Annotated in this window: 15 protein-coding genes and 3 pseudogenes; 8 read left to right on the plus strand and 10 right to left on the minus strand. The window is 69.4% G+C overall.

Going from position 1 to position 16,000, the window contains the following annotated elements; translation table 11 throughout:
* Positions 1 to 19 precede the first annotated feature (19 nt).
* Positions 20 to 1,729: an NAD-dependent malic enzyme gene (locus PV963_RS24255; RefSeq protein WP_274817859.1), complete on the plus strand. Its 1,710-nt coding sequence runs from the start codon at positions 20 to 22 to the stop codon at positions 1,727 to 1,729.
* 21 nt (positions 1,730 to 1,750) lie between these two features.
* Here the strand turns inward: PV963_RS24255 and PV963_RS24260 are convergent, their stop codons facing one another.
* Both PV963_RS24260 and PV963_RS24265 read right to left on the minus strand, forming a co-directional pair.
* A complete protein-coding gene (locus tag PV963_RS24260; protein WP_274822311.1) occupies positions 1,751 to 2,155 on the minus strand; it encodes a hypothetical protein in 405 nt (134 codons plus the stop codon).
* A 180-nt stretch (positions 2,156 to 2,335) separates the two neighbouring features.
* On the minus strand, positions 2,336 to 2,953 hold the full coding sequence (locus tag PV963_RS24265) for a DUF3558 family protein (protein WP_274817860.1): 618 nt from the start codon (positions 2,951 to 2,953) through the stop codon (positions 2,336 to 2,338).
* Between the two features lie 370 nt (positions 2,954 to 3,323).
* Here PV963_RS24265 and PV963_RS24270 point away from each other — a divergent pair, with 370 nt between their 5' ends.
* The 6 genes and pseudogenes from PV963_RS24270 (at position 3,324) to PV963_RS24295 (ending at position 6,132) form a co-directional block, all read left to right on the plus strand.
* Complete coding sequence (locus tag PV963_RS24270) at positions 3,324 to 3,770, plus strand: hypothetical protein (protein ID WP_274817861.1); 447 nt, start codon at positions 3,324 to 3,326, stop codon at positions 3,768 to 3,770.
* Between the two features lie 34 nt (positions 3,771 to 3,804).
* On the plus strand, positions 3,805 to 4,359 hold the full coding sequence (locus tag PV963_RS24275; RefSeq protein WP_274817862.1) for a hypothetical protein: 555 nt from the start codon (positions 3,805 to 3,807) through the stop codon (positions 4,357 to 4,359).
* 161 nt (positions 4,360 to 4,520) lie between these two features.
* Positions 4,521 to 5,051, plus strand: a complete 531-nt coding sequence (locus PV963_RS24280; protein WP_274817863.1) for a MarR family winged helix-turn-helix transcriptional regulator — start codon at positions 4,521 to 4,523, stop codon at positions 5,049 to 5,051.
* 106 nt (positions 5,052 to 5,157) lie between these two features.
* Positions 5,158 to 5,784, plus strand: a complete 627-nt coding sequence (locus PV963_RS24285; RefSeq protein ID WP_274817864.1) for a DsbA family protein — start codon at positions 5,158 to 5,160, stop codon at positions 5,782 to 5,784.
* Between the two features lie 25 nt (positions 5,785 to 5,809).
* Positions 5,810 to 5,920 (plus strand): annotated as a pseudogene (locus tag PV963_RS24290) (MBL fold metallo-hydrolase); the annotation flags it as partial.
* Positions 5,920 to 6,132, plus strand: a complete 213-nt coding sequence (locus PV963_RS24295) for a winged helix-turn-helix transcriptional regulator (protein WP_274817866.1) — start codon at positions 5,920 to 5,922, stop codon at positions 6,130 to 6,132. The pseudogene PV963_RS24290 and the gene PV963_RS24295, both read left to right, overlap by 1 nt.
* 156 nt (positions 6,133 to 6,288) lie before the next feature.
* Here the strand turns inward: PV963_RS24295 and PV963_RS24300 are convergent, their stop codons facing one another.
* The 3 genes from PV963_RS24300 to PV963_RS24310 form a co-directional block, all read right to left on the minus strand.
* Positions 6,289 to 7,455: an alanine racemase gene (locus PV963_RS24300; protein ID WP_274817867.1), complete on the minus strand. Its 1,167-nt coding sequence runs from the start codon at positions 7,453 to 7,455 to the stop codon at positions 6,289 to 6,291.
* The gene (locus PV963_RS24305) at positions 7,452 to 8,369 is read right to left on the minus strand and encodes an ornithine cyclodeaminase family protein (protein ID WP_274817868.1); all 918 of its coding nucleotides are present in this window, start codon (positions 8,367 to 8,369) and stop codon (positions 7,452 to 7,454) included. Before PV963_RS24305 ends, PV963_RS24300 begins: the two co-directional genes overlap by 4 nt.
* A 159-nt stretch (positions 8,370 to 8,528) precedes the next feature.
* A complete protein-coding gene (locus tag PV963_RS24310; protein ID WP_274817869.1) occupies positions 8,529 to 9,200 on the minus strand; it encodes a helix-turn-helix transcriptional regulator in 672 nt (223 codons plus the stop codon).
* Positions 9,201 to 9,494: 294 nt separating this feature from the next.
* On the opposite strand from PV963_RS24310, the pseudogene PV963_RS24315 reads away from it, so the two are divergent.
* Positions 9,495 to 10,445 (plus strand): annotated as a pseudogene (locus PV963_RS24315) (asparaginase); the annotation flags it as partial.
* 212 nt (positions 10,446 to 10,657) lie between these two features.
* On the opposite strand, the pseudogene PV963_RS44025 reads toward PV963_RS24315, so the two are convergent.
* The 5 genes and pseudogenes from PV963_RS44025 to kdpA form a co-directional block, all read right to left on the minus strand.
* Positions 10,658 to 10,753 (minus strand): annotated as a pseudogene (locus PV963_RS44025) (hypothetical protein); the annotation flags it as partial.
* Between the two features lie 22 nt (positions 10,754 to 10,775).
* Positions 10,776 to 11,459 (minus strand): response regulator, encoded by a 684-nt coding sequence (locus tag PV963_RS24320; protein ID WP_274817871.1) that lies wholly within the window; start codon positions 11,457 to 11,459, stop codon positions 10,776 to 10,778.
* 96 nt (positions 11,460 to 11,555) lie between these two features.
* Positions 11,556 to 12,188: a potassium-transporting ATPase subunit C gene (locus tag PV963_RS24325; protein WP_274817872.1), complete on the minus strand. Its 633-nt coding sequence runs from the start codon at positions 12,186 to 12,188 to the stop codon at positions 11,556 to 11,558.
* A 25-nt stretch (positions 12,189 to 12,213) separates the two neighbouring features.
* A complete protein-coding gene (gene kdpB, locus PV963_RS24330; RefSeq protein ID WP_274817873.1) occupies positions 12,214 to 14,337 on the minus strand; it encodes a potassium-transporting ATPase subunit KdpB in 2,124 nt (707 codons plus the stop codon).
* Positions 14,337 to 15,998: a potassium-transporting ATPase subunit KdpA gene (kdpA, locus tag PV963_RS24335; protein ID WP_274817874.1), complete on the minus strand. Its 1,662-nt coding sequence runs from the start codon at positions 15,996 to 15,998 to the stop codon at positions 14,337 to 14,339. The genes kdpB and kdpA overlap by 1 nt, the downstream gene beginning before the upstream one ends.
* Positions 15,999 to 16,000 lie beyond the last annotated feature (2 nt).

Here is a 16,000-nt window from a genome sequence, read left to right on the forward strand (position 1 = left end):
TACGACCCAAGGAGAGCCGATGGCCCCGCCCCGCAACCGTGCACAGGACGACCACCAGGGGAGGGGGAAGGGACACACCGGGAAGGGCCGCACCGGCCGCGGGCAACCGGACGAGCCCGCGCTGCTCACGGACCCGCTGAGGAACAAGGGCGTCGCCTTCACCCAGGAGGAGCGGGAACGCCACGGCCTGGTCGGGATGCTGCCGCCCGCGGTGCTGTCCCTGGAGCTCCAGGCGCGGCGAGCCTGGGAACAACTGCGCGCGCAGCCGGACGACTTGGCGAAGAACGTGTACCTGGAGCAGCTCCACGACCGCAATGAGGTCCTCTATTTCCGGCTGCTCTGCGACCACCTCACCGAGCTGCTGCCGATCGTGTACGACCCGACCGTGGGCGAGGCGGTCAAGCGCTACAGCCACGAATACCGGCGGCCGCGCGGTGTCTACCTGTCCATCGACCGCCCCCAGGACATCCGCCCGGCGTTCCAGGCGCTCGGCCTGGGCCCCGACGACGTCGACCTGCTGGTCGCCACCGATGCGGAGCAACTCCTCGGCATCGGCGACTGGGGCGTCGGCGGAATGCAGCTCTCGGTCGGCAAGCTGGCGGTCTACACCGCCGCCGCGGGCATTCACCCGGGGCGGGCCGTCCCGGTGATGCTCGACGTCGGCACCGGAAACCAGGCGCTGCTCAACGACCCGCTGTACGTCGGCAACCGGCACAACCGGGTGCGCGGCGAGGCGTACGACTCGTTCGTCGCGGCCTTCGTGGAGGCGGTGGGCGAGCTGTTCCCGCAGGCGCTGCTGCACTGGGAGGACTTCGGCCCCGGCAACGGCCGCCGCATCCTCCAGCAGTACGGCGAGAAGGTCTGCACGTTCAACGACGACATGCAGGGCACCGGCGCGATCACGCTGGCCTGCGTCATGAACGCGGCACGGGTCACCGGCACGCCCATGCGGGATCAACGCATCGTGGTCTTCGGCGCCGGGACGGCGGGCGTGGGCATCGCCGACCAGCTGCGCGACGCCATGGTCCGCGACGGACTCGACCGCGAGGAGGCCACCCGCCGCATCTGGTGCCTGGACCGCCAGGGCCTGCTGCGGCAGTCCACCGAGGGACTCCGCGACTACCAGCAGCCATACGCGCGACCGGACGACGAGTGGCCCGACGACAGGCCGGCCGACCTGCCGGGCGTGGTGGACCAGGTACAGCCGACCGTGCTGGTGGGCACCTCCACCCAGCACGGGGCCTTCACCCAGGACGTGGTGCGCTCCATGGCCCGCCACGTGGACCGGCCGGTCGTCCTGCCGCTGTCCAACCCCACGGAGAAGATCGAGGCCATGCCGGAGGACGTGCTGCGGTGGACCGGCGGCAAGGCCCTGGTCGCCACCGGCATCCCGGTACCTTCGGTGGAGCTGGACGGCACCACGCACGTCATCGGCCAGGCCAACAACGCCCTCCTCTACCCGGGGCTGGGACTGGGCGCCGTGGTGGCCCGCGCCGAGCGGATCAGCGACGGCATGCTCCAGGCCGCGGCGGAAGCCGTCGCCGGTCTCGCCGACCTGTCGGAGCCCGGTGCCGCCCTGCTGCCGGAGGTGGAGAACCTGCGCACCTCCTCGGCCGTGGTCGCCGCGGCCGTCGCCCGCCGCGCCGCCGAGGAGGGCGTCGCCCGGGCCCGCCTCGACGACGTGATCCAGCAGGTCCAGGACGCCATGTGGCAGCCCGAGTACGGCTGACAGGACGAGGCGGCGTCGGGGTCAGGACGGGTCGCCGTACTGGAGGCCGCGTCCGTTGGTGCCGACATAGACGCGCCCGTAGGTGTCGGGGTCGCCGGCGATGACGCCGACGCCGCCGATGCTGCCCCACTGGTGGGCGTCGTCGTTGACGCCGATCGCGACCGCCGCGCTCCCTTCCCGCACCACCACGTCCCGCGTGCAGTCCTTGTCGCCGGTGAGTCCGCCGTAGCTCTCGCTCTCGTAGACGGTGGTGCCGCCCCGCAGGACGGGCGTCGGTGCGGGGCCGCCCACGGACACGTCGCTCGGTCCGGCCTGCAGGTCCACGAAGACCGAGACGGACCAGTCGTCCGGTCCGTGGAGCTGGATGTCGCACTGGCCGTAGCTGATCCCCCGGTCGTACTCGACCTTCCCGAACTCCGCCAGCACCTTCTCGTCGATCAGCCTGCAGGGGTCGGCGCCCCGCAGCTCCCCGGGGGTGACGGACAGGGAGAGCGTTCACCCGTGTCCTCCTTCGCTCCCGCGCTGCCGGTCGGCGGCCGCGGCGCTGTCACGCCCGGTTCAGTGCCGACGGGATTGTTGGCCGCAGGCCACACGCAAGCTGAGACGTCATCGAATGTGGGTCAGGGCAGCGGCCGCGACGGACGCCCCTGCGGGGCACGTTGCATCCTGCGATACCCCGGGTTCCGGAATGGTCGTGGTGCCGATCAAGCGATTGACATCGTGCACCGCGACGAAGATGAAGCAGATGCTCTGAAACTCGGCCTGGATGGCCTTGTGCTGCCCCACCGGCACCTGCGTGACGCGCCCGTTCTTGGTCATGGTCTTCGCGTAGGACAGTGGTAGGTCCAGCGCGAGGCTGACGTTCTGGCCTGCCAACTTCCAGTGGCACGTCGGCCCGTGCTTGCCGGACTCCTGTTTCCCCCGGCCGCTGATTTCGAGGGCGGCGATGTCGTGCCCGTCGAGGGCGAGGCAGGGCCGCGCCGCCAGCTGCGCCTGGGTGTACTTGCTCGGCTGCTGTGAGGCAGAGGCAGAGGCGGAGGCGGAGGACGAGACGGAGGACGAGGCGGAGGCGGAGGATGTTGGGTGGGGGGACGATGGCCGCGGTGCGCCCTGCCCGCTCGAACACCCGGCGCTGAGCAGGCTCACCGCAAGTACCAGCACAAGTCCGGCTTTTCGGCGGGAGCGCCCGCCCCGGGGACGCTGATCGAGATCGAATCGCGGCATATCGGCACGGTAGCGGCGCCGTACCGGGACCGGTCCCGAACGTCCGCCTTGCCGACCGGAGTTGCTGAGGGGCGGGGCTCGCTCGTCACCGCGTGGGCAGAGCGAAGAGCCAAGTCGTCTCCCTGATCCGTGAGTTGAAGGTGTCGCCGCGTGGGGCGACCGGGCGTCCGATCTCCACCTGGGCGCGGGACCGGTCCCGGATGCTCGTCCTAGCCTCGGCGGATGGCAGCAGCTGCATGCGGCACCCATGACCGGCCTCAATGGGGGTCAAGTGCCTCGCGTGCAACCGGCGATTCGGGTCCAGTACGCGCAGCCCGGCCTTCATGACAGATGCAGGGTGTGCTGGAGATACCTGTGAAGGGGGACGGCCATGGGGCAGGTACGCGAGGGGGCACGGTTGGGGGCTTGGGCCGTCAGCGGGGTCATCGGCCTGGCGGTGTTGTACGTGATCGGGGTGTTCGCCTTCGGCGGCGCGGGGTGGATCACCGCCCCGTTCCGCGGTGAGGCGGACAAGCGTGAGAACACCGTCGGCTCGGGCGAGTTCCGTCAGACCACGTACGAGGAGTTCTTCGATCTGTGCGAGGCCGTGCAGAACGCCGAAGGGACGATCCAGGCGCTCCAGGAGGAGCGGAAGGCCGCTTCGGAGACTCGCACGACGCAGATCGACCAGTCGATCACCGCGCTGAGGGCCACGCGGATCGAGTCGGTCAACGCCTACAACTCGAAGGCCGCCCAGGAGCACCGCGCACCCTTCCGCGACAAGGATCTGCCGTACCGGCTGGATGCCACCGCCGAGCGCACGACGTGCACCGACTGATCCCCATCTCATCCCGGGAAGAGGGCAGCACCGTATGAAGAAGTTCGCACGTATGGCCCTGGCCACCGTCGTCGCGCTCGTTGTGGGCCTTGCCCTGACGTCCTGCACCGACTCCAGCCAGGACAAGGAGAACAAGGCCAAGCAGGAGAACTACGACCACCTCGTGGCCCGGCAGCCGGCGGGCCGCATGGAGTACTCGCCGACCCGCGAAGCGATCAACCAGTGGATCAAGACGTGGGGGAAGCGGGGCAAACTCTCGTACGTCTACATCCAGAACGCCAACGGCGAGTACGGGTACTTCGTCATGAAGGGCCTGCCGGTGCCGCGCTGCAAGATGCTCACTCCGACGGAGAAGGCGGAGTCCTCCTCCCACGGCGTCGCGGTCCTCGCGCAGCCCGGCATGGACGGCACGTACTCGTCGGGTTCCACCTGCAACGCCTACTACGGTTTCGACGCCACGACGGGCGCGTACATGGAGTTCACGGTCGGCACGAACCAGTCGTTCTTCCTGTTCGACAAGCCCATGACGATGCCGGAGTACGCCAGCGCCAAGCAGTTGGGGCCGACCTCGGTGAAGGACGTCGAGTAGCCACCTCGAGAGGTCGGGGCCGCAGCGCCCCGTCGGCGAGTTCCGCCACGGACCCGCCGCCCAGGTCCTCGATCTCGGACTTCCCGGCGCGTACGTGCCGATCGGGCCGGTCGCGGAGGCATCGGGTGAGCGCCCAAGGCCGCACGAGGCATGATCAGTGGATGCATGGTGCGGAGGACCAGTCGGGTGGGGGGCACGTGGAAGAGTCGACGGAGATCTCGTCGCCGAAGGAGGCCGCGGACAATGCGCTGGTGCTGGCGTTCGGGCGGTTGCAGGGGGCGGCGAACCGGTTGGAGTACATCCTCGGGCGGTCGCTGGAGCTGGAGTGCGGCATCAGCCATCTGATGTTCGAGGTGCTGCTCATCCTCGGGCGGGCGGGCGATCCCGGGCTGTCGATGCGGGCCATCGCCCAGGAGCAGGTGCTGACCACGGGCGGGGCGACGCGTCTGGTGGACCGGATGGAGGCGGCCGGGCTGGTGGAGCGCGCCGAGGATCCCGGTGACAGGCGCGGGCGGCTGGTACGGCTGACCCGGTTGGGGGAGGAGACCACTGTGCGGGCGTCCCGGGTGCACGTGGAGAACATCCGGCGTTACTTCCTGGCGCCGTTGCCGCCCGAGGACCGGGAGCGGTTCGCCGATGACCTGCGGATCCTGAGCCACTCCGCACGGGACCAGCTGCCCCGCCTACCCTGAGCGGCCCTCCGGGCTGGTGACAAGGGAATGTCTGACGAGTCAGTTACTGTTTTCTCAGGCGAACCGCTCGCATTCGGCGGGCGCCACACCTTTGCTGGGACCTTCGATGAAGCTCGTCTACGTCTTCGACGCCTACTGCGGCTGGTCGCACGGGTTCTCCGGAACTCTGCGCGAGACCGTCTCCCGTCATCCCGAGCTGCCGGTCGAGGTGGTCTCCGGCGGTCTGTTCACCGGGCCGCGCCGGGTGCCGATCCGCGAGTTCGGCTACGTCCAGGGCGCCAACGCCCGGATCGCCGAGGTGACCGGCGCCGAGTTCGGCGAGGGATACGAGCGGCTGATCGCCGACGGATCGTTCGTGATGGACTCCGAGGCCGCCGCGCGCGGCGTCGTCGCCCTGCGCCGGGCGGCCCCCGACCGCGCGGCGGAACTGGCCGGCGCCCTCCAGCGGGCCTTCTACGTCGACGGCCTCAGCCTCTCCGACCCCGCGACCTACCGGAAGGTCGCCGAGGAGGCCGGTCTGGACGCCGACACCGTCGTCGCCGCCTTCGACGCGCCCGAGGCGCACAACGCGGCGGCGGACGACTTCCACCGCTGTGCCGATCTGGAGGTCACCGGCTTCCCCACCCTGCTCGCCGTCGACGGCGACCGAGTCGCCGCCCTGGCCCATGGCCACGCCACCGCCGACGAGATCGACCGGCGACTGGCCGCCCTGAGCGCCGCCCCCACCCACTGAAATCCATCCTTTCCAGGAGACCCCTATGAGCGCCCTCTCCTTCAAGGTCCTCGACCTCGACTTCCCGGCCGGCAGCAAGAACAAGACCGCCACGCTCATCACCGGTGAGCAGGAGGCGCTGCTGGTCGACGCCGCATGCTCGCCGACCGCCTCCAGGAACTGATCACCGTCGACCTCGTCACCCGGACCGTCCACCCCGGACCGGCATCCGGCACCCACCACTACAGCCTCACCCCGCACGGCAACGCCTTCCTCATCCCACTGGCCGCCCTCACCGTGTGGGCTGAGGACCACCTCCCGGACAGGGACGCGCCGGCACCGGGCAGACCGCCCGCGCCTCACCACTGACCTTCACTGACATGCCTACGTGGCGCATGCTCAGCGCCCGGCGCGGTTTCGACACAGGCACAGGTTCAAGGGCCCCAGCGGCTGCCAGTTGTGGCTGGCGCAGAAGCGACCTCCACTACGAGGTCATAGGTGGTGCCCGTCGCAGGGAGGGCTTGGTCACCAGCCCGCGATGCGCTGCCAGACGTCGGTGATGCGGGGAGCGGTGCCGGTGGTGGGAGGTTCGGCGCTGTCGATGACCTGGTAGCCGTGGTGCTGGGCGGCGGTGGCGCACGCGTGGTTGGGCAGGATCCGCAGGCGGGTGCCGACGGGCAGATCGGGCAGCGGGTGACCGTCGCGAGCGGTGAGGATTCCGTGTTCCTGGCTCGCCCCGGTCATGACCAGGCCCCGGATCAGGGTGCCGGTGAGATCGGTGACCAGGCCGTACCCCTGGTCGACGGCCTGGTTTGCGGTGCCGCGGTCGCGGGACATCGCCATCCAGCCGCCGTCGGTGAGGATCCATCCGTGTTCGGGCCGGTGCCCGATCACGGTGACGGCCACGGACAGTGCGAGATCGTCGATGCCGCACACGCCCAGGCCGGCCATCACCAGGTCGAAGAAGACGTAGTTGCCGGCGCGGACCTCGGACACTCCGGTGAGGTCGGCGGCGGCGTGCGCGGTCGGGGTGGAGCCGACGCTGACGGTTGCGACCTCCATCCCGTTCTCGCGCAGCCGTTGGGCGGCCGCGACGGCGACGTCGCGCTCGTGGGCGGCCGCTTCGCGCTGCCCTTCCGCGGTCGGGGCGAAGTAGGACTCGCCGGCGTGCACGAGGACCCCCTCGAGACAGCCGGCCTCGTGGAGCTCGCGTCCGATGGTGAGCAGCGCGTCGTCGTCGACCAGGACACCGCCCCGGTGGCCGTCGCAGTCGACCTCGATCAGCGCCGGGATTCTCACCCCGGCCTCACCGGCTGCGGCGGTCACGGCGCGCGCCTGCTCAGGGCTGTCGAGGAGAACCTGCAGCGTGATCCCGCGCCGCAACAGCGCCACGACACGAGGCAGCTTGTGCGGAGCGATCCCGACCGCGTAGGTGATGTCGGTGTAGCCGCCGTCGGCGAACGCCTCGGCTTCGGCCAGGGTCGAGACCGTGATCGGTGCCGGCCGGCCGTCGTGCATGAGCGCGGCGACTTGCAGGCTCTTCGCCGTCTTCACATGCGGCCGCAGAGCCACCCCCAGTTCGTGCAGACGGCCGGCGAGGCGCTGAGCGTTGCGCCGCGAGCGGGATACGTCGAGTACGGCGAACGGCGTGTCCGGGTCGGCAAGCGTGGTGAGAGGTGCGGAAGCGGTCACAGTGAGACTCCCAGGCGTTCCAGCAGGGCAAGACCCAGGTGGAGGTCCTGAAGGCCGATGCCTGAGCTGTCGAAGACGGTGATGTCGTGAGGGCTGGTCCGGCCTGGCGCGTGGCCGGTCAGCACGTCGCCTAGCGCGGTCACCGGTGCGTCGGCGGGGGCGTGCTGCAACTCGCCCAGCCGGCGGGCCTGTTGAGGAAGGTCGCAAAAGAGCGTGGCCCGTGCCAGCAGCGGCGGGGGCAGTTCCCGCTTGCCGGGGGCGTCAGCACCCATGCAGGAGACGTGGGTTCCCGGCCGGATCCAGTCGGCTTCGAAGAGCGGTGCGTCCTCGACCGTGCTGGTGGTCGCGGTGACCACGACATCGGCGGCCGCGCAGGCATCTCGGGCCTCAGCCGGTGCTGCGTCGAGGCCCATTCCGCGCAGGGTGCCGGCCATGGCCGCGGCACGTTGTTCACTGCGCCCCACCACCAGCACCTGGCGGATCGGGCGAACACGGCTGACCGCGCGGGCTTCGTGGAGTGCCTGGTGCCCTGTTCCGAAGACGGCGAGGACCTGCGAATCGGCGCGGGCCAGGGTCTGGACGGCGAGGGCGTCGGCAGCAGCGGTGCGGTAGGCGTTGGCAGCTCCGACCTCAAGCACCGTGGCGATCCGGCCGATCCGCTGGTCGAGCAGCAGCAGTGTCGAGTGGTGCCGCGGGAGCCCGTACTGGTCATTGCCCGGCCAGTAGGTTCCGATCTTGACTCCGGCATGGGTCGTGGAGGCGGCCGGCTTGACCGTGTACCGGTTGCGGGGGTCGGAACCATGAGTGACCAGGCTGTCCGGTGCCGTGCCGGTGACCGAGTCGAGGAAGGCGGCCCGGGCCGCTGCCAGGGCGAGATCGTCGTCGACGGCTGCGGCGGTCTGTTCCTCGCGCACGTGGAGCAGGCTCCGTCCGGTGATGTCCGTGGCGGCAGTGTGTTCAGTCGACGGCGGCAATGGCGTGTGCACCTCCGCAGCAGATCCGGTTTGCGGGGTGAGCCCTGCACCGGCTCCGGCGGCAGGCGCGCCGGTGGCGGGCGTGCTGGTCACGGTTCCTCACTTCGCGTAGTTGTAGACGGTGGCGCGGGAGATGCCGAGCAGGTCTGCGATCACCTGCGCGGCGTCGCGGGACTCGAAGAAGCCGTCCTCGCGCAGCTGGCGGACGAGTTCTCGCTTGGCCTCCCGGGGGAGCGCGCGGGGGCTGACCGCCCGCTCGGCCGCGCGGCTTTCCACGACCTGGCGCAGCTCCCGGTTGTTGCGGTTGCGCAGAGTCTCCAGGGGTTCCCCGCGGTGCTCGGTCTCGGTCGCGACCAGGTTGGCCAGGGTCAAGGTCAGCGGTGAGAGCACGGATACGTCGAGGTTGAGGCACAGGGCGGCGATGTAGTCGCCGGAAGCGTTCTTGATGCCGATCGAGGTGCTCTTGGCCGGTCGGCCGTCCGGGAAGTGGTTGGCGTAGTTCTGGATGACGCTGGGGTACTCGGGGTCGCTGATCCTTGCCAGGCCCAGCTCGGTGGCCGAGTCGCCCACCTGACGTCCCGACAGGTTGTTCTCGATGACCCGAATGGCGTGGTCCGGATTCCGCAGGTCGTGGAGGACGACCTCGCACAGACCGGGCAGCGTCCTGCCCACGGCCGCTGCGATCTTCTCCGCCTCGCGAATGAGGTGCTCGTCCGCGTCCACGGGGCTCGCGGAAGCGGCAGGCCCCGGATCGGGCTGACGGCTGGGCACGTCGTTCACTGCTTCTCTCTCCCCTTTGACCGGGCCGCTCCGTGCCGCAGAACCAGTAGGACGGGTCGGCAAAGCATCAACTTTTAGTCTAACTCTAGACAGGCAGTCTAGAGGGTTCTAGATTCCTCGTCCAACGGCAGGACGGACCGCGCGGCCATGACGAGGGCGGAACCGTGTCAACAACGCGAACGACCCATCAACGGCGCCGCGGAGAGCTGCGGCATCGCCGGAGTCCCCGGGTGGACCCCCTCCGCTGCCCGGACCTCCCGACGCAGAAAGGCGACCCGCACCGAGATGAGCGCCCCAACGCGCGTCCTCTACCTGTACACCGGCGGCACGATCGGCATGGTCAACTCGCCACGAGGCTACGAGCTGGGGGTCGACGTGGCCGGCGAGATCGCTGCGCTGCTGCGCGACTCGGACCTGGCCGTCACCTTCGACGTGGACGAGCTTGAGCGGCTGATCGACTCGTCGAACGCGGCGCCGGCCGACTGGCAGGCCATGATCGACCACATCCGCGAACGCAGCGCCGGCTACGACGGCGTCGTCGTCCTGCACGGCACCAACACTCTGGCCCACTCAGCCGCGGCCGTGTCGTTCGGACTGATCGGGCCGGCCCAGCCGATAGTCTTCACCGGCTCACAGATCCCGTTCGGCGTCCCTGGAACGGACGCCAGGACGAACGTGCTCGGCGCGACGCGAACGGTGATGTCGGGGCCGCCGTCGGTGTCGCTGTTCTTCGCAGGCAAACTGTTCGCCGGAACTCGCGCCACGAAAGTCTCGGCGGTGGAGCTCGAGGGATTCCAAAGCCCCCACACCGCTCCCCTGCCCCCATCAGGTGGCGAGAACGGGCACCCAGCCACGACAGCCGCCCGCAAGTGGGCACGCCCCCTCCCCTACCGGGCGCAGGACATCGCCGTGATCACTGCCACCCCCGGGATGACGGCCGACCGATTCCGCGCCGCCACGACCCCCGCACCGGCCGCCGTCATCTTCCGCACCTACGGGGCCGGGGAAGGCCCCAGCGAGGAAAAAGGCCTGGCTGAGGCAATCGAAGAGCTGGTGGCCCACAAGGTGCCGGTCGTGATCACCAGCCAGTGCGTGCAGGCGCACATCGACCTGCACAAGTACGCCGCCGGGGAGTTCCTGCACCGCGCCGGCGCCATCGGAGTCAAGGACATGACCTTCGAGGCCGTCTACGCGAAGCTGACGTTCCTGCTCAGCCAGGGACTCACCGGACGGGACGTCACCGACTGGCTACTGACCGACCTCGTGGGCGAGCTGACTTGCGCAACGGCCCGTCCGGGCATGGCAGCCGGCCATGCCAACGGGCTCTGCGACTGCCGAGGGGGTCAGGGCCGAGTCGGCAGCGTGGGCTGCGTCCGAACCACGCCGGTGAACAGGCAGCGGTCGTCCGTGCGGTTCCGCTTCGTCTCCGGCGCGAGACGGGAGAACGACGCGACCACGCAGTCGGTGCCCCGCTCGATACGACGGTGTGCCTCGGAGAGCATGGCGCAGGTCTTGCCGACGCCGGGTGCGGCGCCGAGGTAGATCCGGAGCTTGCCGCGTGCCGTGTCATCCCTCGAAGCGGTAGCCCATGCCGGGCTCGGTGATCAGATAGCGGGGGTGGGAGGGGTCCGTCTCCAGTTTGCGGCGCAGCTGGGCCATGTACACGCGCAGGTAGTTGGTCTTGCTGCTCTGCGCGACACCCCAGACCTCCTGGAGGAGGTGCTTCTGCGTGATCAGCCGGCCCGGGCTGGTCACCAGGATCTCCAGCAGGTGCCACTCGGTCGGGGTCAGCCGCACGTCCTGCCCGTCCCTGACGACCTTCTTGGCGATCAGGTCGACGCTGAAGTCCGTCGTCTCGACGAGCATCGTCCCGGGCGCGTGCGGGGTGTCATCGGTACGGCGGACCGCGGCGCGCAGCCGGGCCAGCAGCTCGTCGATGCTGAACGGCTTGGTGATGTAGTCGTCGGCGCCGGCGTCGAGCGCGGCCACTTTCTCGTCCGACGCCTGCCGGGCCGACAGGACCAGGATCGGGACCCGGCTCCAGCCCCGCAGGGCCTTGATGACGTCGACGCCGTCCATGTCGGGCAGACCGAGGTCGAGCAGCACCACGTCGGGCTGACGCGCGGCGGCCAGACGCAGGGCCGTGGCGCCGTCGGGGGCGGCGTCCACGCCGTAGTGACGTGCCTGCAAGTTGATGACGAGGGCCCGTACGAGCTGCGGGTCGTCCTCCACCACGAGCACCCGGGTCATGGGTGTGTGCCTCTCCTGTTGTACGGACTTCACGGTGGCGGAAGCCGGCGGAGGAGGAAGGTCCTCGTCTCCGGCGGCTCCCGCTCCTTCAGCTCGTCAGCCCTTGGCCACGAGGTCCTTGAGCGCGATGTTGAGTTCGAGCACGTTGACCCGGGGCTCGCCGATGAAGCCGAGGGTGCGGCCCTCGGTGTGGTCGTCGACGAGCTTCTGGACCCGGTCGACGGTCAGGCCGTTGCGCTCGGCGACGCGCTGGACCTGGAGGTCGGCGTAGGCCGGTGAGATGTCCGGGTCGAGGCCGGAGCCCGAGGACGTCACGGCGTCGGCCGGGACCTGGGACGGCTTGACCTGGTGGCCGGCGGTGGAGTTGTCCTTGACGACCTTCGCCTTGGCCTCCTCCACCGACTTGACGAGTTTGCCGTTGTCGGCGGACAGGTTGGTGGCGCCCGAAAGGATCAGCTTGTACTGGGTGTTGACCGAGTTCTCGCCGAGCCCGTTCGCCGGGCGCGGCTGGAAGTAGTCCAGGCTGTAGCCCTGTTGCCCGATGAGGGACGAGCCGACGACCCTGCCGTCCGCCTTGACCTCGGAGCCGTTCGCCTTGCCGGGGAACAGCCCCTGGGCGATGCCGGTGACGACCAGCGGGTAGATGACGCCGGTCACCAGGGTCAGCACGAGGAGGGCGCGCAGGCCCGCCCCCAGCAACCGGGCGGTGTTCACAACGGAGTTGTTCATGGTCCTTCACCACGCTTTCAAAAAGTCACAGCCCGGGGATCAGAGAGACGAGCAGGTCGATGAGCTTGATGCCGATGAACGGGGCGATCAGCCCGCCCAGCCCGTAGATGGTGAGGTTCCGTCGCAGCATGCGGTCGGCGCTGACCGGCCGGTACCGCACGCCCTTCAACGACAGCGGCACCAGCGCGATGATGATCAGTGCGTTGAAGACGACGGCCGACAGGATCGCGGAGTCCGGCGAGGACAGGCCCATGATGTTGAGCTTGTTCAGGCCCGGGTAGACCGCCGCGAACAGCGCGGGGATGATCGCGAAGTATTTGGCGACGTCGTTGGCTATGGAGAACGTCGTCAACGCGCCCCTGGTGATGAGGAGTTGCTTGCCGATCTCGACGATCTCGATGAGCTTGGTCGGGTTCGAGTCGAGGTCGACCATGTTGCCGGCCTCCTTCGCGGCCGACGTGCCCGTGTTCATCGCCACGCCGACGTCGGCCTGGGCGAGGGCCGGGGCGTCGTTGGTGCCGTCGCCGGTCATCGCGACGAGCTTGCCGCCCGCCTGCTCGCGCTTGATGAGGGCCATCTTGTCCTCGGGGGTGGCCTCGGCGAGGAAGTCGTCGACACCGGCCTCCTCGGCGATCGCCTTCGCGGTCAGCGGGTTGTCGCCCGTGATCATGACCGTCTTGATGCCCATGCGGCGCAGCTCTTCGAAGCGCTCGCGCATGCCGTCCTTGACGACGTCCTTGAGGTGGACGACGCCCAGGACGCGCGCCCCGTCGGAGTCCTCGACCGCCACCAGCAGCGGCGTACCGCCCGCCTCGGCGATGCGGTCGGCGATCCCGTCCGCGTCCTCGGCGACCGTGCCGCCCTGCTCCTTCACCCACGCGGCGACCGAACCGGCCGCGCCCTTGCGGATCCTGCGGCCGTCGACGTCGACGCCCGACATCCGGGTCTGCGCGGTGAATTCGATCCACTCGGCGCCGACTAGCTCGCGCTCGCGCAGCCCGTACTTCTCTTTCGCCAGGACGACGACCGAGCGTCCCTCCGGCGTCTCGTCGGCCAGCGACGACAGCTGGGCCGCATCCGCGACCTCCGCTGCCGTGGTCCCGCGCACCGGCACGAACTCGGCGGCCTGCCGGTTGCCGAGGGTGATGGTGCCGGTCTTGTCGAGCAGCAGGGTGGAGACGTCACCGGCGGCCTCGACCGCCCGGCCCGACATGGCCAGCACGTTGCGCTGCACCAGCCGGTCCATGCCCGCGATGCCGATCGCGGACAGCAGCGCGCCGATGGTGGTCGGTATCAGGCAGACCAGCAGGGCGATCAGCACCACCATCGTCAGGTGCGTACCGGCGTAGTCCGCGAACGGCGGGAGAGTGGCGCACACGAGGAGGAAGACGATGGTCAGCGAGGCGAGCAGGATGTTCAGTGCGATCTCGTTGGGCGTCTTCTGCCGTGCGGCGCCCTCGACGAGGTTGATCATCCGGTCGATGAAAGTCTCGCCCGGCTTCGTCGTGATCTTGATGACGATCCGGTCGGACAGCACCTTGGTACCGCCGGTGACGGCCGAGCGGTCGCCGCCCGACTCACGGATGACCGGGGCCGATTCACCGGTGATCGCCGACTCGTCGACCGACGCGACGCCCTCGACGACGTCCCCGTCACCGGGGATGACATCCCCGGCCTCGCACACCACGAGGTCGCCGATCGTCAGCTCGGTGCCGGGGATCCGCTCTTTGGAGCCGTCGGTGAGCAGCCGGCGGGCGATCGTGTCGGTCTTGGCTCGGCGCAGGGTGTCGGCCTGTGCCTTGCCGCGGCCCTCGGCGACCGCCTCGGCCAGATTGGCGAAGATCACGGTCAGCCACAGCCAGACGCTGATCGTCCAGCCGAACCAGTCGCCCGGGTCCTTGAAGGAGAAGACGGTCGTCAGGACCGAGCCGATCCACACCACGAACATCACGGGCGACTTGACCATCACCCATGGGTCCAGCTTGCGGAAGGCGTCCGGCATCGACTTGACCAGTTGCCTAGGGTCGAAGAGGCCCGCACCGACACGGCCGTCGGCGGGCTTGTGCCCGGTGGGAGCGTCGCTGTGCGGTGCCCGGGTGGGAGTGGCTGTGGACATGGAGTCCTCTGACTTGTCTGTACGGGTGGTCATCACGCCAGCCCCTCGGCGAGCGGGCCCAGCGCGAGGGCCGGGAAGTACGTCAGACCGGTGATGATGAGGATCGCGCCCACCAGCAGGCCGGTGAACAGTGGCTTCTCGGTGCGCAGGGTGCCCGCGGTCACGGGCACCGGCTTCTGCTCGGCGAGGGAGCCGGCCAGCGCCAGCACGAACACCATGGGCAGGAAGCGGCCCAGCAGCATCGCGAGTCCGGTCATGGTGTTGAACCATTCGGTGTTCGCGTTCAGTCCGGCGAAGGCCGAGCCGTTGTTGTTCGACGCGGACGTGAAGGCGTAGAGCACCTCGGAGAAGCCGTGCGCGCCGGAATTCAGCATCGAGTGCGGCGGGGTCGGAAGGGCCATGGAGACCGAGGTGAAGACGAGCACCAACGCCGGCGTGATGAGGATGTAGCAGGCCGCCAGCTTGATCTCGCGGGTGCCGATCTTCTTGCCGAGGTACTCGGGCGTGCGGCCGACCATCAGGCCGGCGATGAACACCGCGATGACCGCCATGATCAGCATGCCGTAGAGGCCGGAGCCGACACCGCCGGGCGCGATCTCGCCCAGCATCATGCCGAGCGTCGTGATGCCGCCGCCGAGGCCGGTGAAGGAGGAGTGGAAGGAGTCCACCGCGCCGGTCGAGGTGAGCGTGGTCGACACCGCGAAGATCGAGGACGCGCCGACGCCGAAGCGGACCTCCTTGCCCTCGTACGCCCCGCCCGCGGCCTGGAGCGCCGGGCCGTGGTGGGCGAACTCGGTCCACATCATCAGGGCCACGAAGCCCAGCCAGATGGTGAACATCGTGGCGAGGATCGCGTATCCCTGCTTCACCGAGCCGACCATGACACCGAAGGTCCGGGTCAGCGAGAACGGGATCACCAGCAGCAGGAAGATCTCGAAGAGGTTGGTGAAGGGCGTCGGGTTCTCGAAGGGGTGGGCGGAGTTGGCGTTGAAGTAGCCGCCGCCGTTCGTGCCCACCTCCTTGATGGCCTCCTGCGAGGCGACCGCGCCGCCGTTCCACTGCTGCGAGCCCCCCATGAACTGCCCGACCTCGTGGATGCCGGAGAAGTTCTGGATGACACCGCAGGCCACCAGCACGACCGCGGCGATCGCGGCCGCCGGCACCAGGATCCGCAGGGTGCCGCGCACCAGGTCGGACCAGAAGTTGCCGAGCTCACCGGTACGGGACCGCGCGAACCCGCGTACGAGAGCGACCGCGACGGCCATGCCGACGGCCGCGGAGACGAAGTTCTGCACGGCGAGACCGGCGGTCTGCACGACGTGCCCCATGGTCTGCTCGCCGTAGTACGACTGCCAGTTGGTGTTGGTCACGAACGACACGGCCGTGTTGAACGACTGCGCCGGATCGACCGAGGAGAACCCCAGCGAGCCGGGCAGGACGCCCTGGAGCCGCATCAGCAGATAGAGGAAGAGGACGCCGACGGCCGAGAAGGCGAGCACGCCGCGCAGGTACGCGGACCAGGTCATCTCGGTGTCGGGGTTGGCACCGATGCCCTTGTAGACCCACTTCTCGACGCGCCAGTGCTTGTCGGAGGAGTAGACCCTGGCCATGTAGTTGCCAAGGGGGATGTGGGCGAGAGCCAGCGCGGCTATGAGTGCGAGCAGCTGGAGCACGCCGGCAAGTACGGGACCCATCG

The sequence above is a fragment of the Streptomyces coeruleorubidus genome (assembly GCF_028885415.1).
In the GTDB taxonomy this organism is placed as follows: domain Bacteria; phylum Actinomycetota; class Actinomycetes; order Streptomycetales; family Streptomycetaceae; genus Streptomyces; species Streptomyces coeruleorubidus_A.